Raw genomic sequence first — 25,212 nt, 5'->3', positions numbered from 1 at the left:
AAAGGTTAGCAAGGAAGGAGGGCGGACCAGATATGAAAATCCCACAGCCACGAAACATCATGGCTGTGGGATCGATCGAGCAGAAAAGCTTACTTGATTCGCTGACCTGGTTTGGCGCCGCTGTCCGGGCTGAGCAGGTAGATTTCTTCACCGCCGGGACCGGCTGCCATCACCATGCCTTCGGAGATCCCGAAGCGCATTTTGCGTGGTTTGAGGTTGGCGATCATCATGGTCAGGCGACCTTCCAGCTCGGCCGGGTTCGGGTAGGCGCTCTTGATGCCGGAGAACACGTTGCGCTGCTCGTCACCGATATCCAGGGTCAGGCGCAGCAGTTTGTCCGCACCTTCCACGGCTTCGGCCTTGAGGATCAGGGCGACACGCAGATCGACAGCGGCAAAAGTATCGAACTCGATCTCTGGCGACAGTGGATCCTTGGCCAGTTCGCCATTGCCTTGTGCCGCGCCGGTATCGGTCTGGCTGGCGGTCAGGTCTTCTTTCGAGGCATCGGTCATGGCTTGTACTTTTACCGGGTCGATGCGGGTCATCAGCGGTTTGAATTCGTTCAGCTGATGGTTGCTGAGCAAGGTCGCGTGATCGTTCCAGGTCAATGGCGCGACGTTCAGGAACGCCTCTGCATCCGCAGCCAACAGCGGCAGCACTGGCTTGAGGAAGATCACCAGTTGGCGGAACAGATTGATGCCCAGTGCGCAGATCGCCTGAACTTCGTCCTGTTTACCTTCCTGCTTAGCCAACGACCACGGAGCCTTGTCGGCGATCCAGGCGTTGGCGCGGTCGGCCAGGCCCATGATCTCGCGCATGGCGCGGGCAAAGTCGCGAGCCTCGTAGGCTTCGGCGATGCTTGGCGCTGCAGCCAGGAAAGCGTCGGTCAGTTCTGGCGCGGCGTTACCGGCCACCAGCACGCCGGCGTTGCCTTTATGTATGAAACCGGCGCAACGGCTGGCAATGTTGACGACTTTGCCGACCAGGTCCGAGTTGACCTTCTGCACGAAGTCTTCAAGGTTCAGATCCAGGTCGTCGACGCCACGGCCGAGCTTGGCTGCGTAGTAGTAACGCAGGTATTCCGGCGACAGGTGATCGAGGTAGGTCCGGGCCTTGATGAACGTGCCGCGGGACTTGGACATCTTCTGACCGTTGACGGTCAGGTAACCGTGCACATTGATGCTGGTTGGCTTGCGGTAGCCCGCACCTTCAAGCATCGCTGGCCAGAACAGTGCGTGGAAGTTCACGATGTCCTTGCCGATGAAGTGGTACAGCTCGGCGGTGGAATCCTTGGCCCAGAACGCGTCGAAGTCCAGCTCCGGACGACGGGCGCAAAGGTTCTTGAAGCTCGCCATGTAGCCGATCGGCGCATCCAGCCAGACGTAGAAGTACTTGCCCGGCTCGTCGGGAATCTCGAAACCGAAGTACGGCGCATCGCGGGAGATGTCCCACTGTTGCAGGCCGGCGTCCAGCCATTCGGCGATCTTGTTGGCCACGGCATCTTGCAAGCTGCCGCTGCGGGTCCAGCTCTGCAGCATTTCCTGGAAATCCGGCAGCTTGAAGAAGAAGTGCTGCGAATCCTTGAGTACCGGCGTGGCGCCAGAGATCGCCGACTTCGGATCTTTCAGATCGGTGGGCGCGTAGGTCGCGCCACATTTTTCGCAGTTGTCGCCGTACTGGTCTTCGGTGCCACATTTCGGGCAAGTGCCCTTGATGAAGCGGTCGGCCAGGAACATTTTCTTTTCCGGGTCGAAGTACTGAGTGATCGAACGCGTGGCGATGTGCCCGGCGTCGCGCAGCTTCAGGTAGATCTGGCTCGACAGCTCGCGGTTTTCTTCGGCGTGGGTCGAGTGGAAATTATCGAAGTCCACCAGGAACGCGGCAAAGTCGGCGCTGTGTTCAGCCTGGACGTTGGCGATCAGTTGTTCCGGGGTGATGCCTTCCTTTTCCGCGCGCAACATGATCGCCGAGCCGTGGGCGTCGTCCGCGCAGACGTAGATGCATTGATTGCCGCGATGCTTCTGGAAGCGCACCCACATATCGGTCTGGATGTACTCAAGCATATGGCCAAGGTGGATTGAACCATTGGCATAGGGCAGGGCGCTGGTGACGAGGATCTTGCGTGGCTCGGACATGGGGCTCGGCTACTTGATGAAACGGAGGTCGGCCACTATAAAGCGCTGGCGCATATTTTTCACCCTGTACCCCTGTTTCTTGTGGCGAGGGAGCTTGCTCCCGCTGGGTGGCGAAGCCGCCGCAAAACTGGCAATCGTGTTCTTCCTGATAAAATGCGTCAGCCGGATTACGACTGCTGCGCAGGCGAGCGGGAGCAAGCTCCCTCGCCACAATTTGATCGCCAACGCATTGACCAGAACAGGTAGGATACCCCCCTGATTTTCTCAGTCTTGCTATCGGAGTTGCCCATGAGCGCCGTCAATCGCGCAGCGGTGGAAGCCGTCCTTCGCCAATACACCGACCCTTATCTGAACCAGGATCCGGTCAGCGCCGGGTGTGTCCGCGCTATCGACGTCCAGGGTGATCGTGTCACCGTTCAGCTTGAGCTCGGCTATGCCGCCGGGCTGTTCAAGAGTGGTTGGGCGCAGATGCTGCAACTGGCCATCGAAGGTCTGGATGGCGTGACGACGGCCAGGGTCGAAATCACCAGCGTGATTGCCGCGCACAAGGCTCAGGCGCAGATTCCAGGTCTGGCGAATGTGAAAAACGTGGTAGCGGTAGCTTCTGGCAAGGGTGGGGTGGGTAAGTCCACCACTGCTGCCAACCTGGCGCTGGCGCTGGCGCGCGAAGGCGCGAAGGTCGGGATTCTCGACGCGGACATCTACGGTCCGAGCCAGGGCATCATGTTCGGTATTGCGGAAGGTACCCGACCGAAGATCAAGGATCAGAAGTGGTTCATCCCGATCGAATCACACGGGGTCGAGGTCATGTCCATGGCTTTCCTGACCGACGACAACACGCCGATGGTCTGGCGTGGCCCGATGGTTTCGGGGGCCTTGTTGCAGCTTGTGACACAAACCGCTTGGGGCGATCTGGATTATCTGGTCATCGACATGCCGCCAGGCACCGGTGACATCCAGCTGACGTTGGCGCAGAAAGTCCCGGTAGCGGGTGCAGTGATCGTCACCACGCCGCAGGATCTGGCACTGCTGGATGCGCGCAAGGGCGTGGAGATGTTCCGCAAGGTCAACATCCCAGTGCTCGGCGTCGTGGAAAATATGGCCGTGCACATTTGCTCCAATTGCGGTCATGCCGAACATTTGTTCGGTGAAGGTGGTGGCGAGAAGCTAGCCACGCAATACGGTGTCGAGCTGCTGGCTTCTCTGCCGTTGTCGATAGTCATCCGCGAGCAGGCCGACGGTGGCAAACCGACGGTCATTGCCGAGCCGGACAGCCAGATTGCCATGGTGTATCAGGAACTGGCTCGTCACGTTGGCGCGCGGATTGTTTTGCAGGAAGCCGCAACGCCGGCGATGCCGAACATCACCATCAGCGACGATTGATGGGGAAGCGAAGGAGTTGCCATGAAGCAGCTCACTTGCGAATGCGATCTACAAAACTATAGATATCCAGTGTGGGAAGGGCCGGGCGACGTTCGCTTGCTCGCGATAGCGGTGTGACAGTCACCATCGATGGTGACTGTCATGACCTCATCGCGAGCAAGCCCGCTCCCACATTTGATTTGTGTTGACTTCAGATCCGCAAACCACCATCCAATTCCAGAATCCGGCCGGTGTAGTAGTCGTTTTCGAAGATGTAGCCCGCCGAGTGGGCGATCTCTTCAGGCTTGCCCATACGCTTGAGCGGAATACCCGAAGTCATTTTCTCCAGCGCTTCAGGCTTCATGCCCAGGGTCATCTCGGTTTCGATAAAGCCCGGCGCGATGCCAGCAACGCGGATTCCATAGCGTGCCAGTTCCTTGGCCCAGGTGACGGTGGCTGCGGCGACACCGGCCTTGGCAGCGGAATAGTTGGTCTGGCCGACGTTCCCTGCGCGGGAAATCGACGAGATATTGATGATTGCGCCCTGATTGTTCAGCTCAATCATCTTCGCCGCCACTTCGCGGGTGCAGAGGAATACGCCGGTCAGATTGACGTCGATGACTGCTTGCCATTGGGCTAGGCTCATTTTGGTCATTTCACCGTCCTTGACCTTGATCAGCAGGCCATCGCGCAGAATCCCGGCATTATTGATCAAGCCGTGAATCGCGCCGAAATTTTCGGCGACCTGAGCGACCATGTGGGTCACTTGTTCTTCGTTGGCGACGTTGCACAGATAAGCGCGAGCTTCGACGCCGACGGCCTTGCAGGCAGCCACGGCCAGATCGAGCTTTTCCTGGTTCAAGTCGACCAAGGCCAGCTTTGCGCCCTTGGTGGCTAAATACTCAGCCATGGAAAGGCCTAAACCCTGGCAACCGCCAGTGATAATGATTACTTTGTCAGTGAGTTGCATTCGCATGCCCCAGTAGCAGGTCAGAGTGGTTTCCTTTTTTGGAGCCTCTCTTGCACGCCTGATATGGCTTGGCTGCGTATGAGAACTGCCTCCGATGGCGTTGCTGGTACTTTAGCCCAGTCGCCCGTCTTTTCTCGACGAATTCTATATAAGGAGTCATAAGTTGAGCGTTGAAGCCGCTAAGCATGCCCGAGAATTGTTGCTCAAAGAATACCGTGGCGTGTTGTCGACGCACTCCAAGGCGATGCCCGGTTTTCCTTTTGGCTCGGTGGTTCCTTATTGCCTGGACGAGCAGGGTAGACCGCTGATCCTGATCAGCCGGATCGCCCAGCACACTCACAATTTGCTCAAGGACGCAAAATGCTCACTGCTGGTGGGCGAGCGTGAGGCTGAGGATGTACAGGCCGTCGGTCGCCTGACCTTTTTGGCCGAGGCCGAAAAGCTCAGTGAACCCGAAGCGATCGAGGCAGCTGCCGAGCGTTATTACCGCTATTTCCCCGAGTCGCAGAACTACCACAAGGCCCATGACTTCGATTTTTGGGTGCTCAACCCCGTCCGTCATCGCTACATCGGCGGTTTCGGCGCGATTCACTGGCTCGACCAGATAACCCTGGCCAACCCGTTTGCCGGTAAGGCCGAGGTAAGTATGGTCGAGCACATGAACAGCGACCATGCCAAGGCTATCGCCCATTACGTCGAATTGGCCGGGTTGCCGAAAACCGTACCGGCGCAACTGGCCGGAATCGACACCGAAGGCATGCACTTGCGCATTGGACAGGGCCTGTACTGGTTGCCGTTCCAGGAACCTTGTAATACGCCGACACAAGTTCGCGAAGCCTTGGTTTTCCTGGCTCACGCGCAGAATTGGCCAAAAAATGAAGCTGCGGACGCTTGAATTCACGAAACAGTGACGTCATCTAATGTGAACTGGAAGGCATTCTTCCGTTGAGGAACCATTTGATGCGCCCTTTTTTGTTGCTCTTTCTGCTGTTCCCGGTGCTAGAGCTGTTTGTGTTTGTCCAAGTCAGCTCGGCCATCGGCTTTTTCCCGGCGCTGGCGTTGATCATTCTTGGCTCGATGCTTGGGGTGTTGGTGTTGCGCGTCGCGGGTCTGGCCACGGCCCTGCGGGCACGTGAAAGCCTGAACCGCGGCGAGTTGCCGGCTCAGCAAATGCTTGAAGGCCTGATGATGGCCCTGGGTGGCGGTCTATTGATCCTGCCGGGCTTCATCAGTGACGTGGTGGGTTTGGTCATGCTGTTGCCGATCACTCGTCGGCTGCTGGCCAACAAGATGCGCCAACGTGCCGAGGAGCAGGCGATTCGCCAGCGCGCCTTTGCCGAGGATATGCAGGCTCGCGGCGGGCCGACCCCGCAGCAGCCCATTGGGCGTCAGCCAAACGTGATCGAAGGCGAGTTCGAGCATCGCGATTCGTAACCGGCTTTGGCTATCGACATGGCACCTTCGGGTGCCATGTTTGTTTTCCAGGCAGACGTCGAGCATAAAAAAATTCGTTCATCAGCCCTTGTAATAAGCTTATGCGCCCTTATGTAACGGTCACCGCAAGGTTTTGGTGGTGACACCAGACAGACTTCCGCGGTTCGCTTTGCGAGCCGCAACCGGCAACGCCGGATTTGCTAACCCGCCGGGACTACACCGGCCGATGAAAACCACAATTAGGAGAGATCGACAATGAAGCTTCGTCCTCTGCATGACCGCGTCGTAATCCGTCGCAGCGAAGAAGAAAAGAAAACCGCTGGCGGTATCGTTCTGCCGGGTTCGGCTGCTGAAAAAGCCAACAGCGGTGAAATCCTTGCTGTAGGCACCGGCCGCGTTCTGGACAACGGTGAAGTGCGTGCACTGGCCGTGAAAGTGGGTGACAAGGTTGTGTTCGGCCCTTACTCCGGCAGCAACACTGTGAAAGTAGACGGCGAAGACCTGCTGGTAATGAGCGAGAACGAAATCCTCGCTGTTATCGAAGGCTGATTTCCGCTCAATTTCCCGCTACTACAAAGTATTTAAGGAATATCGATCATGGCTGCTAAAGAAGTAAAATTCGGCGATTCCGCCCGTAAGAAAATGCTTGCCGGTGTGAACGTCCTGGCTGACGCAGTAAAAGCGACCCTGGGCCCTAAAGGCCGTAACGTGATCATCGAGAAGAGCTTCGGCGCTCCGACCATCACCAAGGACGGCGTTTCCGTCGCCAAAGAAATCGAGCTGAAAGATCGCTTCGAAAACATGGGCGCGCAGCTGGTCAAAGACGTTGCCTCCCGTGCCAACGATGACGCAGGCGACGGCACCACCACCGCTACCGTTCTGGCTCAATCGATCGTCAACGAAGGCCTGAAAGCCGTCGCTGCCGGCATGAACCCGATGGATCTGAAACGCGGCATCGACAAAGCGACCATCGCTATCGTCAAAGAGCTCAAAGCCCTGTCCAAGCCTTGCGCTGACACCAAGGCAATCGCTCAGGTCGGCACCATCTCTGCCAACTCCGACAACTCCATCGGCGACATCATTGCCGAAGCCATGGAAAAAGTCGGTAAAGAAGGCGTGATCACCGTTGAAGAAGGCTCGGGCCTGGAAAACGAACTGTCGGTTGTTGAAGGCATGCAGTTCGACCGTGGCTACCTGTCCCCGTACTTCGTCAACAAACCAGAGACCATGACTGCCGAGCTCGACGGTCCGCTGATCCTGCTGGTCGACAAAAAAATCTCGAACATCCGTGAACTGCTGCCAGTACTGGAAGCCGTTGCCAAAGCTGGTCGTCCACTGCTGATCGTGAGCGAAGACGTTGAAGGCGAAGCCCTGGCGACTCTGGTTGTGAACAACATGCGCGGTATCGTCAAAGTGGTTGCCGTCAAGGCTCCAGGCTTTGGTGACCGTCGCAAGGCCATGCTGCAGGACATCGCTGTCCTGACCGGCGGTACCGTTATCTCCGAAGAGATCGGTCTGAGCCTGGAAAGCGCTACCCTGGAACACTTGGGTAATGCCAAACGCGTAGCCGTGACCAAGGAAAACACCACCGTCATCGACGGTGCCGGCGTTGAAGCTGATATCCAGGCTCGCGTTCTGCAGATCCGTCAGCAAGTGGCTGATACGTCTTCGGACTACGACCGTGAAAAACTGCAAGAGCGTCTGGCCAAGCTGTCCGGCGGCGTTGCAGTGATCAAGGTTGGCGCTGGTTCCGAAGTTGAAATGAAAGAGAAGAAAGCCCGCGTTGAAGACGCCCTGCACGCTACCCGTGCAGCCGTTGAAGAAGGCGTGGTACCTGGCGGTGGCGTAGCACTGATTCGTGCTCTGCAAGCCATCAGCGAACTGAAAGGCGACAACGCTGATCAGAACGTCGGTATTTCTGTACTGCGTCGCGCTATCGAATCGCCACTGCGTCAGATCGTTGCCAACTCCGGCGACGAGCCAAGCGTAGTTGTCGACAAGGTCAAGCAAGGTTCGGGTAACTTCGGTTACAACGCAGCCAGCGGCGAATACGGCGACATGATCGAAATGGGCATCCTCGACCCTACTAAAGTGACTCGCTCTGCTCTGCAGGCTGCGGCGTCCATTGGTGGCTTGATGCTGACCACTGAAGCAATGATCGCTGATGCTCCAGATGACAAACCAGCTGGCGGCGGCATGCCAGACATGGGCGGTATGGGTGGCATGGGCGGCATGATGTAAGCCAGCCTTACCCTGTACAAAAAAGCCCCGCCTGCGTTAAGCAGGCGGGGCTTTTTAATGTCCGGGATTTGTCCCGGTCGTGAAGCGACATCGATCCAGTGTTGGAGCGGGCTTGCTCGCGATGAGGCCATGACAGTCACCATCGATAGTGACTGTCACACCGCTATCGCGAGCAAGCCCGCTCCCACATTAGATCTGTGTTTCAGGCGCTGACGGGCTGTGTTTTGGTCACTTGTTCAGCCTTGGAAGCCGGCCGATACAAGATGAAGTAATACGACCCCAGGCAAATCAACCAGCAGAAAATCGCCGTCCACACGTTGTGGGAAAAGAAGTGCGCGCCCTGCATCATCCGGCCGATGGAAAATACCGTCCCCAGCCCGAAAGCAAAGACCAGTGCACTGCGAGCCATTCGCGGGCGACGGTCACGCAATACGAAGAACAGCGCAAACAGCGTGAAACCGGTGGCTGCATGTCCACCGGGCCAGCAACGGCCGGGTTTGTCGGTCTGTGGGCGCGGGCTGAGCAGCTCGCTGTAGGTTTCCTTGCCACCGAACTCCTTCAGGCTCCAGGGGCATTGCACGGCAGTCACGGCCTTGACCGGGGTCACGAAGGAGGTAGCCAGAGCCAGAGACAGCACCAGGCAGCCCAGTTCTCGCTTGAGCGGTTTGAGCCGCGACACAAAAAAGGAGCCGATGTACCCGAGAATGGCGAGCACCGAGAAGACGATGACCACCTGCTTGGCGCGGGTATGCAGAATGGTTTCCAGAAAGTAACTGTGCTTACCGACGAAGTCGTCCGCAGCAGAGTCATAGAAAATCCTGGCAAGGTCCATGTCCAGAGACGTCAATTCGAGCAAAAGCAAGATGACCGCCGCAATGGCGGGCACACCCAGGCCTACCCAAAAATTGAGCGGACGGGAGACGGGGCGGACAACGGTTGATGACATGCTAGATCCTGAGCGGGTAGAGAAAAGCCCCGGGCGCATCAGCCCAAGGCATCTCAGTGAGTATTCACCGATCTGGCCGGAACCCTCTTTGGGCGATTTCCAGCCGAGCAGTTGTTGCTTGAAGCCAAAACTGGCGGTTTGGTAACAGGTGATGCCGTGTTGAATCGACGGGAAGAGGGTCGACTGATAGTCCAGATTGAGCAAACCGAGCAGCGGCGGTGCCAAGTCTATCTGACTGGCCAGTTGAGCGGTCTCCCGGGCGTCGCACAGCGTCTGGGGCCGACACTGTAGCGGGGTTGTGAATCGATAGTTAAAACTTGTTATGCCCGTTCAACGATGGCCTGACGGGCTTTGGCGTTGGAGACAGTCCTAGCAGTGGGCCACACTTGGCCTTAAGCTGCGCGAGCCAAAGCCGGCTGTTACTGTGTACCGAGGAGTGCCCATGCGAATTTTATTGGTTGAAGACAACCGCGATATCCTCGCCAATCTGGCCGATTACCTGGGGCTTAAAGGTTATACCGTGGATTGCGCGCAGGACGGGTTGTCGGGCCTGCACCTGGCAGCGACAGAGCACTACGACTTGATCGTGCTCGACATCATGCTGCCCGGCATCGACGGTTACACCCTGTGCAAACGGCTGCGTGAAGACGCCCGTCGCGATACCCCGGTGATCATGCTAACCGCCCGCGATCAACTGGATGATCGGCTGCTGGGCTTCAAGTCCGGCGCCGATGATTACCTGGTCAAACCCTTCGCGCTGTCGGAGCTTGCGGCGCGGATCGAGGCGGTCATGCGGCGTACTCAAGGGGGTGGTCGCCGTGCCCTGCAAGTCGGTGATCTGAGTTACGACCTCGACACCCTGGAAGTGACCCGCGAAGGGCGTCTGCTCAAACTCAATCCGGTGGGCCTCAAGCTGCTGGCAGTGCTGATGCAGAAGAGCCCGCACGTGCTGCGTCGCGAGATTCTTGAAGAAGCCCTATGGGGCGATGATTGCCCGGACAGCGACAGCCTGCGCAGCCATGTTCACCAGTTGCGTCAGGTGATCGACAAGCCATTCGCCAAACCATTGTTGCAAACCGTACATGGCGTCGGCTATCGCTTGGCCGAGGGGCGCGATGGAGTTTAAACAGAGCCTTGCCCAGCGAATCATCATTGCCTTTGCGTTGATGAGTGCATTGGTTGCAGGGGCATTCGCCATGGGTATCGTGGCGACGGTACATCTGGTTGAAGCGAAGTTGATTTCCGCAGGTCTGGGCGGTGATCTGCAACGTCTGTTGTTGATGGACAGCGTTGATGACTGGAACCACCGGCCGGAGCCGGACCAGTTGTTCTATTTCAGCGGCGGGCGTGGCGACTTTGAGTTGCCCAAGGATCTGCGCAATCTGGATTCGGGGTTTCACGAGGTGTTTCGCGAGCAGCTGTCGTATCACGCGATGGTCAAGATCGTCGACGGTCGACGCTATGTGCTGCTACAGGACCAGAGTGATCTTGAAGAGCGTGAGCGGGTGCTGTTCGCCGTCGTTCTGGTGGGCTTCGTGCTGAGTCTGGCCCTGGCGGTGTTCCTTGGCTGGATCCTGGCGCGCAAGGTCATGGCGCCGGTGGTGCGGCTGGCTCGCCAGGTTCGTCATCGCGATCAGTTGCTCGGCCTGGCACCGCCATTGGCGCCGGATTACGCTGCCGATGAGGTCGGTGAGCTGGCGGTGGCCTTCGACGCCACCTTGGGGCGTTTACGCCAGGCGCTGAGCCGTGAGCGTCTGTTCACCAGCGACGTCAGTCACGAGCTACGTACCCCCTTGATGGTGTTGGCGAGCTCTTGTGAGTTGCTGCTGGAAAATCCCGGCATTGACCGACGTGGTCGCGCTCAGGTCGAACGGATTGCCCGAGCCTGTGAAGAAATGCGCGAACTGGTACAGACATTCTTGATGCTGGCACGTGCCCAGCGTGAAGACGCCAGTATGTCGCCTCAGCTGACCTTGAATCAGGCGGCCGAGTACCTGATCGCTCTGTGGCGCGAACCTATTGAGAGCAAAGGGCTCGAGCTGATCTATAATCCGGGTAATCCGCTGGAGATTCGATACAACGCGACATTCTTGCATGCGGTGATGGGTAATTTGTTACGCAACGCGCTGCATTACACCGAGCGTGGTTTTATCCGCCTGACGCTGGAGTCGACCGGTTTTGTGGTCGAGGACAGCGGGGTGGGTATTCCCGAAGAAAAACGTGAGGCGATGTTTGAGCCGTTCGTGCGTGGCGGCGAAAAGCGTGGCGAAGGCTTGGGCCTTGGACTGTCCCTGGTGCAGCGGATCTGTGAAAACCAGGGCTGGAGTGTCAGCCTCAGTACCATGGAACCCAATGGTTGTCGTTTCCATGTCCAACTGAGTCAGGACGAGTCCTGACCCTTCCTGTGCCCCAGGCTCCCGGGGCCTGCGTCCACCGCAGCTTTCCCCGGGAATACCATTGTCTGGCTGTAAAACCCTGAAATACATGATCCTGTACCTGACATGGTTTTCACAACGGGTTGACCTGACAGTGACATGCTGCACCTTAAGGTGAAGTCATAAGTTCTGGAGACTTGGACTAGCGGGTACGGCCCTTGCAGACATCAGCATTCGACATTACCAAAATCGATTTGTGTTACCTGCGGCTACGGTAGAGGAAGAATTCAAGCATCTGGTTTTCGAATTCAGAAATACTTGGACTTTTTCCCGCTCTACGCCATGTGGCGAGTTTACGTATTACGCAAGAGGTAACAGGATGGTAGTTAACTATGCATCGCAAGCGGACGTCGCTCCTGAAAATCAGCGCGGTGCCGCCGTCTATGGCATGAATCAGCTATGTCGCCACTCGTCGTGGAGCCCTACGGACAGGAAGAAACTCAACTACTTTTATATGACGGCGTTTGGCAGCGCTATCAAAGGTTTAGAGTCATGAGACTAGAACTTGCTCGAGGTTTGTTTTTGGCAGGAGCCTTGGCAGTTGTTTCTCTGGCGGTTGCTGCTTGGGAGCAGCCACGCACCGAAGTCCTCAGCGCAGCACACGGCGACGCACATTGCCCCTTGCCGCGCGTAGCGAAGGCCTCCGTTGCAACCCAACCCGACCATGATTTGTTGCTGTTCATGTTCGGCCTTTCTCAAGGAATGAGGCCGCAAAGTTGAAGAGAATAAAGCCAAAATAAAAGGCCTCGCATTGCGAGGCCTTTTATTTGGGCCGCCCGCTACCACAGGTTTAAGGTTTGTCCGGCTTGGCCAGCAAGGTGTAGACACAAGGCAGCACGAACAGCGTGAAGAGTGTACCGATCGACATCCCGGTGGCGATCACGGTACCGATATCGAACCGGCTGACCGCGCCTGCGCCGCTGGCGAGAATCAACGGCACCATGCCGAACACCATCGCCGCCGTGGTCATCAACACCGGGCGCAAGCGAATCGACGCGGCTTCCTCCACGGCTTCCCGAGGTGACAGTCCCTTGTCCTTGCGCAAGAGGTTGGCAAACTCGACGATCAGGATGCCGTGCTTGCTGATCAGACCGATCAAGGTCACCAGTCCGACCTGGGTATAGATGTTCATGCTCGACCAGCCGAGGAACAGCGGGATCAACGCGCCGCAGATGGACAGCGGAACGGTCACCAGAATCACCAGCGGATCGCGGAAACTCTCGAACTGCGCCGCCAGCACCAGGAAGATGATGGCCAACGCCAGGGCAAAGGTCACCCACAGCGCACTGCCTTCCTGAACGAATTGCCGGGACGTGCCGCCATAATCGAAGGCGTAGCCCGGAGGGGCTTCTTCCTGGGCGATCTGGCGTATGGTATCGATGGCTTCACCCATGCTGACCATGGGTACGCCCGAGATCGTTGCTGCGTTGAGCTGCTGGAACTGGTTCAGCTGTCTTGGGCGGGCGCGGTCGGTGACGGTTATAAGGGTCGACAGCGGCAGTGCTTCGCCCTTGGTGTTCTTTACGTAGTAGTTGCTCAGCCAGTCGGGATTGTCGCGGTAGGCTCGTTCAACCTGGGCGATGACCTTGTAGCTACGGCCTTCAATCGTGAAACGGTTGATTTCCGCCTCACCCAGCAATGTCGCCAGGGTGCCCCCCAGGTCCTGCATTGAAACCCCCATCTGTGCCGCTTTGGCGCGGTCGATATCGACCACCACTTCAGGCTTGTCAAAGGCCAAATCGATGTCGAGAAAGGCAAACTTGCCGGATTCCAGCGCGCGTTTTTTCACTCGATTGGCTATTTGCAGCAGCGACTCGTAATTGTTCGGGGAGTTGATGATGAACGCGAACGGCAAGCCCTCACCCGTACCCGGCAAGGACGGCAGGTTGAAGCCGAAGATCTGAAGCCCGGTGATGGCCGCAAGCTTGCTTTGAACCACCGGGAGAATTTGCATTTGGGTCCGGCTACGCTCGCTCCATGGTTTGAGCAGGAAGCCGCCGATCCCCGATTGCACGCCGTTGAAGCCATTGATCTGGAACGATTGATAGTACTCGGGGAACTCTTTGAAGATCGTGATGAACTCGTCGGTGTAGGTGTTGAGGTAGTTCAGGTTGGTCGGCTGTGGAGCGTTGGCCAACATGAAGATGATGCCTTGGTCTTCATCCGGTGCCAGTTCTGATTTGGTGAATTTCAGCAGCACGGGAATCAGACACAGGACGATCACTGCGAACACTAGCACCACTGGCCGGGTGCTGAGGGTGCCGTGAAGCAGGCTCTGATAGCGGCGCTTCAATCCCTCGAAAATCAGGTCGAGGCGATGGGCCAGGCCCGTCGGGTTTTCATCGTGACGCAGGAGTAGGGCGCACATCATTGGCGACAGGGTCAGGGCAATGATTCCGGAGATCACCACAGCACCGGCCAAGGTCAGGGCAAACTCCTTGAACAGTGCTCCCGTCAGGCCGGTGAGAAAACCGATCGGGGCATAGACCGCGGCCAGGGTGATGGTCATCGAGACCACCGGCATGGCGATTTCCCGGGCCCCCTCGAGGGCGGCGTCAAGCGGTGTCTTGCCTTCTTCGATGTGCCGGTGGATGTTTTCCACCACAACGATCGCATCGTCCACCACCAACCCGATGGCCAGCACCATCGCCAACAGGGTCAGCAGGTTGATCGAGTAGCCCATCAGTTGCATGAAGAACATCACACCGATCATCGACAGCGGAATGGTGACCACCGGAATGACAACCGAACGCAGCGCACCGAGGAACAGGAACACCACGACAATCACGATCAGCACGGCTTCGAACAGGGTTTTTATCACCTCATTGATCGACGCCTGAATGAACAGCGTGGCGTCGTAGGCGATCTCCGCTTTGAGGTTCGGCGGTAGCTGGGATTCCAGCTCCGGCATGATCTTGCGCACCTCCTTGATCACATCCAGAGGGTTGGCGGCGGGTGTGGCCTTGATGCCGATATACACCGACGGCGTGCCACCGAAGGAACTGATGGTGTCGTAGTTCTCAGCGCCCATCTCCACCCGCGCCACATCGCTGAGCAGCACCCGGCTGTCGCCGTCGATTTTCAGCGGGATCGCGGCAAAGGCTTCGGCGGACTTGAGCTCGGTGTTGGCGTTAATGCTGGTGACCACGTATTCGCCTTTCACCTCGCCGGCGGCGGAGAGGAAGTTGTAACGGCGCACCGCATCGGTCACCTCACTGGCGCTGAGGCCGTAGCCGGCGAGTTTTACCGGGTCCAGCCACAGACGCATGGCGAACACCTGGTTGCCGAGAATCTGCGCTTCGGCCATGCCCGGCAGGGTCGCCAGTTTCGGCTGGATGACCCGCGACAGGTAGTCGGTGATCTGTGGGTTGTTCAGGTCCTTGCTGAAGAAACTCATGTACATCAGCGCCGAGGCACCGGTGGCTTCCTTGCTCAGCACCGGGTCTTCGGCCTCCTGGGGCAGCTTGTTCTTGACCTCGTTGGCCTTGGCCAGCAGCTCGGTGAACAGCCGGTCGGTGTTGGCGCCGATGCGCGCGTAGATCGAAATTACCGAAAAATTCTGCCTACTGACCGAGGTCATGTAGTCGATGCCTTCGGCGCTCGCCAGACTCTGCTGCAGCGGTTGGGTGATGTAGCCCTGGATGGTTTCGGCGTTAGCCCCAGGGTAGGCGGTGGTCACCGTGATCAGGGCGTTTTCCATTTGCGGATACTGACGCAGCGGCAGCTTGCTCCAGGCCTGGAAGCCCAGCAGCACAATCAACAGGCTGACCACGGTGGCGAGCACCGGGCGGCGGATGAACGGATCGGTAAAGGCCATGGTGATTCCTTGATCAGTCAGCGCGTGGCTGGCTGTTCTGCTCGGCAGGCAATGTCTTGTCGGCGCTGATGGCAATGTGGGCGTCGTTGTCCAGTTTGATCTGGCCGGCACTGACCACTTGTTCGCCGTTCTTCAAGCCTTTGGTAATCAGTACCATCCCATCACGGTGCTCGCCGGTCTCGATGAAGCGTCGCTCGGCGATCAGTATCGGTTGCCCGTTGGCGTCCTTTTCGAGGCTACCGTCGGCGGCTTTTTTCTGCGCAACCACAAAAATCGAGTTGCCGTAGAGGGTGTAGGTGATTGCGCTTTCCGGCACCACGATCTTCGGTTGCGGATCCGGCAGCATGACTTGCAGGCTGGCGAACATGCCCGGCAGCAACTTGCTGTCCGGATTGGCCAGGGTCGCGCGAACCAACACATTGCGGGTGGTGTTCTCGACTTTCGGGTTGATCGCGCTGATGGTGCCGGGGAAGTTTTGCGTCGGGTAGGCCGAGACGTTGACCTGAACCGGCTGGCCGAGAGCGATTTTCGGCACCGACTGTTCCGGCACGGAAAAGTCGACGTAGAGGCTGCTCAAATCCTGCAAAGTAGCGATGACTGTGCCGCTGGGCAGGTAGTCGCCGACATCTACCTGACGAATGCCGATGGTGCCGCTGAAAGGCGCGACGATGTGTTTTTTCGCTAGCGAGGCCTTGAGCTGATTGACCGTGGCTTTGTTTTTTTGCAGTTGTGCCGAGAGTCGGTCGAATTCACTTTTGGAAATCGCCTGGCTGCCCACCAGTTGACTGCCACGGGCATAGTCGAGCTGAGACAGACCGAGATCGGCCTGAGCGGTTTCCAGCAGAGCACTTTCAACCGCGCTGTCGAGTTGCACGATCGGTTGGCCGGCCTTGACCTTCTGCCCGGACTCGAACTGCACCTCCTTGACAGTCCCGGCGATCTCCAGACTCAGGTTGACGCCTTGCAACGCCTTGAGTGTGCCAACCGTGGGCAAACGGTTTTGCCACGGGCGTTCAATAGCCGTGGCCACGGCCACGCTTACCGGTGGTTTCGGCACGGAGAACATCTTTACTTGCTGATAGATGGAGAAGGCTTTGTAACCTGCGAGCAGCAGAACGATAAGCAGGACAAAGCCCAGCATGATCAGCATGCGACGACGCAGCATATTCCGGTTCCTTGGAAAAAAAGCTGAGAAAAATGAGATGTAAGGCAGGTTACTCCGACTGTGGTGGTGATTCTAGGTGGCCCCGATCCGTAGCAGCTGGCGCAGCCTGCGTTCGACTGCGCAGCAGTCGTAAATACTGACATCGCGGTTAGCCTGACACACCGCAGCGCATGGTTTACGACCGCTTCGCAGCCGAACGCAGCCGAACGCAGGCTGCGCCAGCTGCTACAGAGGGGAGTCTGAGGGTCAGACCAAATGCAAATGGTTGTCCCAGAGCCCCGCGGGTAGCTCAAGGGGTTTTGCAACAAGTTCTGTCTGACGACAATCGTAAAAACGGCAACGTCCCTGACCCGAGGTGACGACGAAGCCGTCAGCGACGGCACCGACCCCGGCACAGTCGGGCAAGGGCGCATCGAGGCGCACTTGTGCAGTATCCAGATCCCAGATAAAGAAGCGGTTGCCCCGCGGTGCGGTGAGGGCGACCAGACGCAACTCGCTGTGTATGGCGACGCTGGCGGTGTAGTGCCCCATCGCTTGAAGCTGGTGCTCGGCAACCGGAAACGCCACGAAAGGCTGACCTGGACGTTTGATCGCCAGCAGCTCCGAGGATTCGTGGGCATCGCCCATGAACTGTTGACCGGCGACGATGGTACCGTCACTGGCAATACCCAGATGGCGCACGCTGTTCATCTGCTGGGCGAGGGTTTCCTTGCTCAGCAACGTGCCGTCGCGCTGCATCAGCACCAGGCTTGGCTGCATGGCGTTGAGGTTCATCTCGACCCGGCTTTCGGCCTCGGTTCGGATACCGCCGTTGGCCACCACCAGGGTTTCACCGTCGGGCATCCACGACACCTGATGCGGTCCGATGCCGTGGGTAGAAATCTCCCCGCTGTGCACCAGCCGCTCATCTTCGAACTTGTACGCGCCGAGCAGGCCGCGACCCGGATCGGTGGTGTCGTTTTCGGTGGCGTAGAGCCAGTCGCCGCTCTTGTGAATCACCGCGTGACCGTAGAAATGACGGTTCGGCTGGGAGACCACGGTCTGCAACAGAGCGCCGTCCCGCAGATCGATCAGGTAACTCTCGGTTCCAGGGCGACGGGCGACAAACAGTGCAATCGGCAGCGTCGGATGATTGATGATGTCATGGCAACGCTGACCGACCCGCGTGGCGAACACCTGAGTGCCGTCCAGACGATAACCGACGGCATAGTGCTGGCCATCGCCGTCGTCCCGCGCCGAGAGCAGCAGAGGACTTTTGTCCTTCTGCCGAAACAGCGTCCAGCCGCCCAGCGTCACTGCGCCAAGCAGCAAACTGCCTAAAGTCAGAACCTGACGTCGCAGCATGGAGCTAACCCTCATCAGTCACCGTCGTTGGCGTTGAAGCCCAGTTGGATGCCCAGCGCCTTGGCCAATTCACCTTCGTGCAGGCGATGGACGACGTTGAGGCTGTCGTAGAGATCGTTGAGTTGCTGGCGACCAGCGTCGTCGGCCAGCATCTCGGTCAGTGAGCGCTGGTTGCTGGCGAACAGTTTCAACGAAGCGGCGTAGGCCGCGTCGATCTTGTCAGCCAATGGCTTTTGCTCGGCCGGCAAGAGGCCGCGCAGGCCCTTGTTGTCGACACCAACCCAAACGGTCTGGGCGGCAGTGAGGCTGGCTTCCATGCTTTGCAGCGAGGAATGGCTGCGCCAGGCATCGGCCTGGAACGGCTGTGGGATGCCCTTGGTCTGGCGACCCATTGGCGTGCCGAGTTTTTTCTTCAGGGTGTCCAGTGCGGTCACTTGAACCCGCAGCAGATCGGCGATGGCTTCGTGCGAATCGGCGTAACGCTGATTCGGGAATTTGCTCATTTGCGCGAGCATGCCGTCGTTGGTGTTCCAGCGTGACAGGATCTCTTCGGCGAGGACCTTCTGGCGTTCGCCAATGGCTTTGAGCAGTGGGCAATAGCGGGCTTTCTGTGCGCTGTCGGCCATGTCGACCTTGCTGTCGAACAGAACGTATTCATAGGCCGAAAGGCCTTGCACCACAACGCTGGATTTGGCCAGCTCAGCGGCATTGATCTGCGGCTGCGCGGTCACCAGTTGCTCGACCTGACGGCCGACCAGATTCTTTTTGTCGGGCCAGAACTGCACTTGCCAGGAGCGGTTGCCCTCGGCCAGCGGGCCGATCAGCAGTGGCTGCAACTCGGCCCAGGCTTTTTGTGCATGGAGGAAGTCGGCGCGGGCGGTTTCCAGGTTTTCCTTGCCTTCACAGAAGGCCAGTGCGCTGATCGCCAGTTGACGGTCGGCTTCGACCCAACGGCTGTAGCTCGGCAGAATCACCTGCTTGGCGATGGCCGCCGAGGTGACTGCCTGTGGGTCCTGGGGCGAACAGGCACCCAGGGCAAGCGCGGCAAGGCTGGTGAACAACAGTTTGGGGCGGAACATGTCGGGCTCCCTTTCGTTGGGGAAAAGCTTGTGGAAAAGCGTTATAGAGAATTCAGGAATGCCAGCAACGCGGTGCGCTGCTCGGCATTGAAAGACAAAACCTGTTGCTGTGCCGCGTGTGCTTCACCACCGTGCCAGAGCACCGCTTCGAGCAGGTTGCGGGCACGACCGTCATGCAGAAACTGGGTATGGCCACTGACCGTCTGCGTCAGGCCTATGCCCCACAACGGCGGCGTGCGCCAGTCACGGCCACTGGCCTGGAATTCCGTGCGGTTATCGGCCAGCCCTTCGCCCATGTCATGCAGTAGCAGGTCGCTGTAAGGGCGAATCACTTGATTGGCCAGTTCGGGCTCTGCAGCATTCGCGGCCGTGGTGAATTTCGGTGTGTGGCAGGACTGGCAGCCAGCCTGGTAGAACAGGCTTTTGCCGGCCAGCACTTGCGGCGAACTGACGTCGCGGCGGGCCGGAACGGCGAGGTTGCGGCTATAGAACAGCACCAGACGCAGGATGTTGTCACTGACCTCGGGCTCGCCGTCCGGGCCATTACCATTGGGCGCTTGCAGGCAGGCGGTCTGTGCCTGGGTACAGTCATCAACAGGCTTCAGGCTGGTGGTCAGGCCCATGTCCCCGGAAAACGCGTGAACGTTTTGTTGATTGAGAGTGGGCTGTCCGGCTTTCCAGCCAAAACGACCGAGAACGGTTTTTTGTTGCGCGTCATCCCAGACCCGGTTCGGTCGCCCGGCGATGCCGTTATTGTCGTCGTCTTCAGGGTCGGCATTAGCCAGTATCGCTGCCTCGGGTATGGCTTCGAGCAGGCCGAGGCCAATCATCGGCGGTGCTATGCGTGCAGAGAAACGCGTGTCCGGATGCATCGGCCCGTAGCCGAGCTGGGTGATTTGCAACGTCGGTTTACGCAGTTCGACCTCGGTGCCGTCCTTGAAGCGAACCGGCACGGACGCGTAGTCGACCCGTACTTTGCCTTCTGGCGCGACGCCGGGTACCGCCATGTCCTGAAGTTGCCCGCCGTAGACCGGTTCCGGCACGACGCCGAGTTGCTCGATGACTTTGGCATAGGCCGCAGCGTCTGGAATCGACAGGCGTACCAACATCGACACCGCGTTATCCGAGTCGGGTGTCGGTGGGTGGCCGCGGCCGTCCTTGATGTGGCAGTTCTGGCAGCCGTTGGTGTTGAACAACGGTCCCAGTCCATCGCGGGCGGTGGTGGTAGACGGGGCGATCACCCACGGGCTGCGGAAGAAGCTGTTGCCGACGCTGAAATCCAGACGCCGGGTGGGCGACAGGTTGGCTGAGGGCAGGGAGAAGGCATTTTGATCGGTCTTCCTCACCGTCGCGCTACCGCCGGAACGGGCTTCACCGGGTTCGGCCTTGGTGAAATGCGGGACGTCATCGCAGGCACTCAGGCTCAGGGCCATAAACAGAGCAGACAAGCGAAGCAGCAGCGAGGGCATCAGACATCCTGCAAGACGAGCAAAACAAGGGCGCAAAGTCTATCAGGGTAGGGGAGTTTGAATAAGAGGAATTAGCGTTTAGTTTGATGTGGGGCAAGGGTTGAAGGGGTAGAGCCGGATTTGTGTTGGCTGTTAGATCCACCCCTCACCCTAACCCTCTGGGGAGAGGGTTAGGGTGAGGGGTGGCTCTTGAAGTTAGCCAAAATCCGGACCCAATCGCCCAAAAAAAAAGGCGACCCGAAGGTCGCCTCTCTATTCACTCAAACAACGGGTGATCAGAACTCGTGATCAGCGTTGTCCGGGTTCAGGTCGCTGATGCCCAGTTTGCTGGCAGCCTGTTCGATGGAACCGGTCTGCTTGACGAGGGAGGCAATGGCGTCACGAACGATCTGATTGCCGGCAGTGTTGCCCGCGGCGATCAGTTGGTCGTAGTGCTCACCCTTGTTGGCGTGATCGACCATGACCTGGATCTTGGCTTCGGTTGCAGCCAGATCGGCCTTCAGCGCGGTGTCGGCTGCCGGGTCGACTTTCGCCACCAGCGAGGACAGGCTGGCGCCGGTCATCTTGGTGCCGTCTACGCGAGTGTATTCACCCAGGTAGACGTTACGAATACCTTTGGCATCGTAGAAGTGCGAGTTGTGGGTGTTGTCGCTGAAGCAGTCTTGCTCGTCTTCCGGGGAGTTGGCTTCCAGGGAGACCTTCATGCGCTCGCCGGCGAGTTCGCCGAGGGACAGGCTGCCCATGCCAAAGAGCATTTTGCGCAGGCCGCTTTCGCCTGGCTCGGCTTCCAGAGTGGCGCGGTAGTTGTCGGCCACGTTCGGCTTCCAGTTACCGACCATTTCTTCCAGATCGCTGACCAGCAGTTGGGTCACGGCTTTCAGGTAAGCGCGGCGACGATCATTGTGACCACCCGTGGCGCCGGCGCCTTCCAGATAGTCGGAGGCTGGACGGTTGCCGGCGCCAGGGCCGGTGCCGTTCAGGTCCTGGCCCCACAGCAGAAATTCGATGGCGTGGTAGCCGGTGGCAACGTTGGCTTCGGAACCGCCCAGTTCATTGAGGCTGGCGAGTTTTTCCGGGGTGATGTCTTTCACGTCGACCTTGTCTTCGCCGACCTGAACTTCGGTGTTGGCGATGATGTTGGCGTTCGCGCCCGGGTTGCCCAGTGCGTGCTCGTAGCTCTTGTCGACGTAGTCGATCAGACCTTCGTCCAGCGGCCAGGAGTTAACTTGGCCTTCCCAGTCGTCGATGATGGTATTGCCGAAGCGGAACACTTCGCTCTGTAGATAAGGCACGCGTGCTGCGACCCAGGCAGCGCGGGCGGCTTTCAACGTTTCGGCGTTGGGCTTGGCGAGGAACGCGTCGATCGCGGTTTGCAGGGTTTTCGCGGTGGATTCGGCATCGCTGTAGACGGCGAAGACCATGTCGGCGTAATGCGCGACAACGGCCTTGGTAGCTGCATCATCAACTTTACCGGCAGCAGCAGGCGCCGCTGGGGCAGCAGTGCTGGCAGCCGGAGTAGGCGCTTGAGGAGCGGCAGCCTTGTCTTTGCCCTCGCCGCAACCGGCGAGGGAAATAGCGATGGCCAACAGACTGGCGGTAGCCAGAGGCATACGAATCATGGCGAACATCCTGCTTGGAGAGGGTAGACAGGCGCGGTGGGCGCGCAAAACTGCGACATAATGCGAAAGATTTGCATTATGTGTAAAGGGTTGGCGTTGGAAATATTTCTTATTCACGCGCCTGCATATGACCTGTAGCAGCTGCCGAAGCCTGCGTTCGGCTGCGAGGCAGCCGTGAAATCAGGCACTGCGTTGTGTCAGGCTAACTGCGGCCTCAGGATTTACGACTGCTTCGTCCGAACGCGGCCCGAGCCGGACGCAGGCTTCGCCAGTTGCTACGGTTCATCGGCGTGTGTCACAGGATAGCTGCGTTACTGCGTTGTGCTTGCTTCAAATAAGCGCCCAACTCACGCGCGGGCAGGGGCTTGCTGTAGAAGTAGCCCTGACCTTCGTGGCAGCCTTCGGAGATGATGTAAGCCTCTTGTTCGATGGTCTCCACGCCCTCGGCAATTACCTGCATGCCCAAACTCTTGCCCAATTGAATGATTGCCCGAACGATGGTGGCATCGTCGTCGTCATCCAAAAGGTCCTGGACGAAGCTCTTGTCGATCTTGATCTTGTCCAGCGGCAGGCTTTTCAGATAACTGAGGGACGAATAGCCGGTGCCGAAGTCGTCGATGGCGATCAACGCCCCGGAACGGCGCAGGCTGAGCAAGTGTTGCGCTGCGGTGCTGATGTCTTCCATCAGGCCGGTTTCGGTGACTTCCAGCTCCAGACTGCGTGGTGGCAGGCGATACATTTGCAGCAGGTTATTGACCACCCGCGGCAACTCGGCGTGGTGCAGCTGCACGGTGGACAGGTTGACCGCCATGCGTAAATCGGTGAAGCCCTGATCGTGCCATTCGCGTAACTGACGGCAGGCCTGATCCAACACCCATTCGCCAATGGCGATGATCGTGCCGTTCTGTTCGGCCAAGGGGATGAACAGGTCCGGCGGCACCAACCCGTGTTCCGGGTGCTGCCAGCGAATCAAGGCTTCGACACCCACCACGCGGTGATCGCGGTAGCTGATTTGCGGTTGGTAAACCAGGTAGAACTGTTCACGGGTCAGGGCTTCGCGCAGGTCTTTTTCCAGCTCCCGTCGGCGACGCATTTCGCTGTCGACGCTGGCGATATAGAACTGATAACGGTTGCGTGAGCGAGTCTTGGCCAGGGTCATGGTCTGCTCGGCTTTCTGCAGCAGCTTCTCGGTGCTGTCACCATCCTCCGGGAACAACGTGATGCCGATGGTCGCTCGCAGGCGGATCTCTTGATGATCGAGGGCAAACGCCGCTTCCAGGTCATCGAGAATGCTTTGCGCCAGTTCGGCGGCTTCGTACGGTTGTTCTATATCCGCCTGAACCAGCGCGAACTGGTCGCCGCCCAAGCGGGCGAGGGCCCCCAGGCGACCGCTGTGAGCGCGCAGGCGATCGGCCAGTGCCAGCAGCAATTGGTCGCCGGTCTGATAGCTGAATTGTTCGTTGATGCCCTTGAAGTCATCAAGGCCGACGCAGAGCACCGCAACGCGCCGTTGCAAACGGCCGGCATCGACCAGAATCTTGTCCAGTTGCTGCTGCAGTTGCTGACGATTAGGCAGACCCGTCAGGAAATCGTACTGGGCCATGCGCAGCAGGCTGTTTTCCGCTTCATGGCGCAGGTGGGTATTGCGCTCGATCGAGGCCAGCAATTGATTGGCGGTGTTGATCCAGATGCCCAGCTCATTTTTCTCGTGGCCCTTGAGCTGCGGGATTTTGTGTTCGCTGGGGCGGTCCGGGTTGATTTCGGTCAGGTGTTCGATAATCCGCGACAGAGGCTTGGTCAACAGCCAGTGATAGACCAGATACAGCACCAGTCCCATAGCCAGAGCGCGCAGCACCCCGGAAATAAAGATGATCACAGAGCTGACGATAAAGCCTTGGCCGTATGTTGCGGTGTCGAGGGTGATGCTCAGGTCGCCGTAATACTCACTGTACGGGCCACGACCCACCAACTGCGTGGTAAAGGTGCGTTCCTGACCGAGGATCAGGTCGGTCAGCCAGCGGCTGGGTGATTGCTGCAGTTCGCGGACTTTTTCCGCGAGCATGGTTTCGTTGGGATGGCCGATGGACGCCATGCGCACGGCGTCATCCTGAAACAGGCCTTCGATCACTTGCATGCCCATTTCCCGATCGAGGCTGTACACCGCCTGGGTCGAGGGGTCGCGGAACATGTCGAGGATGCGCTGGGCATCGTTGGCCACAGCCTGCCGTGTCTTGTAGGCATCGAAGACGATTTGTGCGCAGCTCAGAACTACGCCGACGATCAATGCCGACAGCAGTACAACCCGGAGCAACTTCACCGACAAGCTGTTTTTGAGTTCCAGCTTCAAATGGCTTTTCCTTGTTCCGTGCGGGTAGCATCAAGTTGCCATGAGTATTGGCAATCCCGTGATGGCAGTCAAAGGGACAATCACGCACAGGAGATTTCGCCTGTATGCGTGGCCAAAATGCGGTTTTTGGCTTGCTCGGGCGATGAGTACTGTGTCGGTCGCAACCCGGTGCAACTTGAGGGTTGTGCGAGAATTTCCCCTGAGCATTGATGTTAGCGTGCCGTTGCGTTGGGGCAAGGGGGAAATTGGATCCCTTGTAGGAGCAGCCGGTCGACGCTCGATTGCTCGCGAGGCGGCCTTACAGCCGGCCTGGCTCTTGCTGGTGTACATATCCGTTTCTGCGGTAACGGCTACTTAGGGTTTCGCCCTTACGGCGAGGTCCTTTTTTCAAACGCGGGCGGGTAGATCAAGATCAAGATCAAAATCACAGATCAACGGCAGCCACAGCCGAAGCGAACAAGCGAACAAACGAAGCAAAATCCGCACGTGACAGTTCTTCATCTCATCTGATTTAGCGCCGCCATCACAGGCTAGGACAAGGCCCCTTTTCCAGTAGAGCCGAGTGGAGGTGTCATCCAGGGGGATGGCGCGAAGCGCCCCTCGGCGAAGCCGAGTTCCGCCGCAATGCGGCGCCCCCTGGATGGCGCCGGAGCGAGGGTATGCCGAGCCTAGGCGAGGGACCGGATGGTGGGGCAAGCCTTTTGGGGGACTTTTGTGGCGTTCGGTACGTGTCAAGGTACCTGTCGCCTTAGTACTGCTGCGGCTAACCCAGAACGCCCTTAACTTCAGGGCGCTCTGGGTTCAAATACACCGCATCTGCCAACTTCCAGTTGCGTGTCCTGGTACTCC

Annotated in this window: 18 protein-coding genes and 2 pseudogenes; 10 read left to right on the top strand and 10 right to left on the bottom strand. The window is 58.5% G+C overall.

The window, feature by feature from the left end:
- Positions 1-89: 89 nt before the first annotated feature.
- Complete coding sequence (metG, locus tag ACN1C3_RS32280) at positions 90-2,135, bottom strand: methionine--tRNA ligase (protein ID WP_419119781.1); 2,046 nt, start codon at positions 2,133-2,135, stop codon at positions 90-92.
- Positions 2,136-2,423: 288 nt separating this feature from the next.
- Here metG and apbC point away from each other — a divergent pair, with 288 nt between their 5' ends.
- On the top strand, positions 2,424-3,518 hold the full coding sequence (gene apbC / locus ACN1C3_RS32275) for an iron-sulfur cluster carrier protein ApbC (protein ID WP_419119780.1): 1,095 nt from the start codon (positions 2,424-2,426) through the stop codon (positions 3,516-3,518).
- Positions 3,519-3,708: 190 nt separating this feature from the next.
- Here apbC and ACN1C3_RS32270 read toward each other — a convergent pair whose 3' ends face one another.
- On the bottom strand, positions 3,709-4,467 hold the full coding sequence (locus ACN1C3_RS32270) for an SDR family oxidoreductase (protein ID WP_419119779.1): 759 nt from the start codon (positions 4,465-4,467) through the stop codon (positions 3,709-3,711).
- 163 nt (positions 4,468-4,630) lie between these two features.
- Here ACN1C3_RS32270 and ACN1C3_RS32265 point away from each other — a divergent pair, with 163 nt between their 5' ends.
- The 4 genes from ACN1C3_RS32265 to groL all read left to right on the top strand — a co-directional run bounded on the left by ACN1C3_RS32265 (position 4,631) and on the right by groL (position 8,142).
- On the top strand, positions 4,631-5,362 hold the full coding sequence (locus ACN1C3_RS32265) for a HugZ family protein (protein ID WP_419119778.1): 732 nt from the start codon (positions 4,631-4,633) through the stop codon (positions 5,360-5,362).
- 65 nt (positions 5,363-5,427) lie between these two features.
- The gene (locus ACN1C3_RS32260) at positions 5,428-5,901 is read left to right on the top strand and encodes an FxsA family protein (protein WP_419119777.1); all 474 of its coding nucleotides are present in this window, start codon (positions 5,428-5,430) and stop codon (positions 5,899-5,901) included.
- A 255-nt stretch (positions 5,902-6,156) separates the two neighbouring features.
- Positions 6,157-6,450 carry a co-chaperone GroES gene (locus ACN1C3_RS32255; protein ID WP_047532658.1) on the top strand — a complete coding sequence of 98 codons (294 nt, stop codon included), beginning with the start codon at positions 6,157-6,159 and terminating at the stop codon, positions 6,448-6,450.
- A 48-nt stretch (positions 6,451-6,498) separates the two neighbouring features.
- Entirely contained in the window at positions 6,499-8,142 is a 1,644-nt protein-coding gene (gene groL, locus ACN1C3_RS32250; RefSeq protein ID WP_419119776.1) for a chaperonin GroEL, read from the top strand.
- A gap of 202 nt (positions 8,143-8,344) precedes the next feature.
- On the opposite strand, the gene ACN1C3_RS32245 is transcribed toward groL, so the two are convergent.
- Positions 8,345-9,088, bottom strand: a complete 744-nt coding sequence (locus ACN1C3_RS32245) for a phosphatase PAP2 family protein (RefSeq protein ID WP_419119795.1) — start codon at positions 9,086-9,088, stop codon at positions 8,345-8,347.
- A gap of 442 nt (positions 9,089-9,530) precedes the next feature.
- On the opposite strand from ACN1C3_RS32245, the gene colR reads away from it, so the two are divergent.
- The 5 genes and pseudogenes from colR to ACN1C3_RS32220 all read left to right on the top strand — a co-directional run bounded on the left by colR (position 9,531) and on the right by ACN1C3_RS32220 (position 12,243).
- Positions 9,531-10,214 (top strand): two-component system response regulator ColR, encoded by a 684-nt coding sequence (colR, locus tag ACN1C3_RS32240; RefSeq protein WP_419119775.1) that lies wholly within the window; start codon positions 9,531-9,533, stop codon positions 10,212-10,214.
- On the top strand, positions 10,204-11,484 hold the full coding sequence (locus ACN1C3_RS32235; RefSeq protein ID WP_419119774.1) for a sensor histidine kinase: 1,281 nt from the start codon (positions 10,204-10,206) through the stop codon (positions 11,482-11,484). The genes colR and ACN1C3_RS32235 overlap by 11 nt, the downstream gene beginning before the upstream one ends.
- A gap of 220 nt (positions 11,485-11,704) precedes the next feature.
- A pseudogene (locus ACN1C3_RS32230) lies at positions 11,705-11,838 on the top strand (SAM-dependent methyltransferase); the annotation flags it as partial.
- Positions 11,839-11,896: 58 nt separating this feature from the next.
- Positions 11,897-12,019: pseudogene (locus ACN1C3_RS32225) on the top strand (InaA protein); the annotation flags it as partial.
- Positions 12,016-12,243 (top strand): hypothetical protein, encoded by a 228-nt coding sequence (locus tag ACN1C3_RS32220; protein WP_419119773.1) that lies wholly within the window; start codon positions 12,016-12,018, stop codon positions 12,241-12,243. The pseudogene ACN1C3_RS32225 and the gene ACN1C3_RS32220, both read left to right, overlap by 4 nt.
- 70 nt (positions 12,244-12,313) lie before the next feature.
- Here ACN1C3_RS32220 and ACN1C3_RS32215 read toward each other — a convergent pair whose 3' ends face one another.
- The 7 genes from ACN1C3_RS32215 to ACN1C3_RS32185 all read right to left on the bottom strand — a co-directional run bounded on the left by ACN1C3_RS32215 (position 12,314) and on the right by ACN1C3_RS32185 (position 24,363).
- Positions 12,314-15,340: a multidrug efflux RND transporter permease subunit gene (locus ACN1C3_RS32215; RefSeq protein WP_419119772.1), complete on the bottom strand. Its 3,027-nt coding sequence runs from the start codon at positions 15,338-15,340 to the stop codon at positions 12,314-12,316.
- A gap of 13 nt (positions 15,341-15,353) precedes the next feature.
- Positions 15,354-16,505, bottom strand: coding sequence for an efflux RND transporter periplasmic adaptor subunit (locus tag ACN1C3_RS32210; protein WP_419119771.1), 1,152 nt, complete (start codon positions 16,503-16,505; stop codon positions 15,354-15,356).
- Positions 16,506-16,751: 246 nt separating this feature from the next.
- Positions 16,752-17,849 carry a DUF1513 domain-containing protein gene (locus tag ACN1C3_RS32205; protein ID WP_419119770.1) on the bottom strand — a complete coding sequence of 366 codons (1,098 nt, stop codon included), beginning with the start codon at positions 17,847-17,849 and terminating at the stop codon, positions 16,752-16,754.
- Positions 17,850-17,863: 14 nt separating this feature from the next.
- Positions 17,864-18,928, bottom strand: a complete 1,065-nt coding sequence (locus ACN1C3_RS32200) for an imelysin family protein (RefSeq protein WP_419119769.1) — start codon at positions 18,926-18,928, stop codon at positions 17,864-17,866.
- Between the two features lie 41 nt (positions 18,929-18,969).
- Positions 18,970-20,397: a di-heme oxidoredictase family protein gene (locus ACN1C3_RS32195; RefSeq protein WP_419119768.1), complete on the bottom strand. Its 1,428-nt coding sequence runs from the start codon at positions 20,395-20,397 to the stop codon at positions 18,970-18,972.
- Positions 20,398-20,672: 275 nt separating this feature from the next.
- On the bottom strand, positions 20,673-22,016 hold the full coding sequence (locus tag ACN1C3_RS32190; protein WP_419119767.1) for an imelysin family protein: 1,344 nt from the start codon (positions 22,014-22,016) through the stop codon (positions 20,673-20,675).
- Between the two features lie 295 nt (positions 22,017-22,311).
- Positions 22,312-24,363, bottom strand: coding sequence for a putative bifunctional diguanylate cyclase/phosphodiesterase (locus ACN1C3_RS32185; RefSeq protein ID WP_419119766.1), 2,052 nt, complete (start codon positions 24,361-24,363; stop codon positions 22,312-22,314).
- Positions 24,364-25,212: the final 849 nt, after the last annotated feature.

It is taken from the genome of Pseudomonas sp. H11T01 (assembly GCF_048515765.1).
Classification (GTDB): Bacteria; Pseudomonadota; Gammaproteobacteria; order Pseudomonadales; family Pseudomonadaceae; genus Aquipseudomonas.
Note: the sequence above shows the minus strand (reverse complement) of the source record. Positions and strands in the feature narration are given on the sequence as shown.

Coding starts and splice junctions, on each gene's coding strand:
- ACN1C3_RS32200 (WP_419119769.1), bottom strand. CDS start 18,928: ATGTTCCGCCCCAAACTGTTGTTCACCAGCCTTGCCGCGCTTGCCCTG.
- ACN1C3_RS32215 (WP_419119772.1), bottom strand. CDS start 15,340: ATGGCCTTTACCGATCCGTTCATCCGCCGCCCGGTGCTCGCCACCGTG.
- ACN1C3_RS32255 (WP_047532658.1), top strand. CDS start 6,157: ATGAAGCTTCGTCCTCTGCATGACCGCGTCGTAATCCGTCGCAGCGAA.
- ACN1C3_RS32235 (WP_419119774.1), top strand. CDS start 10,204: ATGGAGTTTAAACAGAGCCTTGCCCAGCGAATCATCATTGCCTTTGCG.
- ACN1C3_RS32220 (WP_419119773.1), top strand. CDS start 12,016: ATGAGACTAGAACTTGCTCGAGGTTTGTTTTTGGCAGGAGCCTTGGCA.
- ACN1C3_RS32270 (WP_419119779.1), bottom strand. CDS start 4,467: ATGCAACTCACTGACAAAGTAATCATTATCACTGGCGGTTGCCAGGGT.
- metG (WP_419119781.1), bottom strand. CDS start 2,135: ATGTCCGAGCCACGCAAGATCCTCGTCACCAGCGCCCTGCCCTATGCC.
- colR (WP_419119775.1), top strand. CDS start 9,531: ATGCGAATTTTATTGGTTGAAGACAACCGCGATATCCTCGCCAATCTG.
- apbC (WP_419119780.1), top strand. CDS start 2,424: ATGAGCGCCGTCAATCGCGCAGCGGTGGAAGCCGTCCTTCGCCAATAC.
- ACN1C3_RS32195 (WP_419119768.1), bottom strand. CDS start 20,397: ATGCCCTCGCTGCTGCTTCGCTTGTCTGCTCTGTTTATGGCCCTGAGC.
- ACN1C3_RS32260 (WP_419119777.1), top strand. CDS start 5,428: ATGCGCCCTTTTTTGTTGCTCTTTCTGCTGTTCCCGGTGCTAGAGCTG.
- ACN1C3_RS32245 (WP_419119795.1), bottom strand. CDS start 9,088: ATGTCATCAACCGTTGTCCGCCCCGTCTCCCGTCCGCTCAATTTTTGG.
- groL (WP_419119776.1), top strand. CDS start 6,499: ATGGCTGCTAAAGAAGTAAAATTCGGCGATTCCGCCCGTAAGAAAATG.
- ACN1C3_RS32210 (WP_419119771.1), bottom strand. CDS start 16,505: ATGCTGCGTCGTCGCATGCTGATCATGCTGGGCTTTGTCCTGCTTATC.
- ACN1C3_RS32205 (WP_419119770.1), bottom strand. CDS start 17,849: ATGCTGCGACGTCAGGTTCTGACTTTAGGCAGTTTGCTGCTTGGCGCA.
- ACN1C3_RS32190 (WP_419119767.1), bottom strand. CDS start 22,016: ATGATTCGTATGCCTCTGGCTACCGCCAGTCTGTTGGCCATCGCTATT.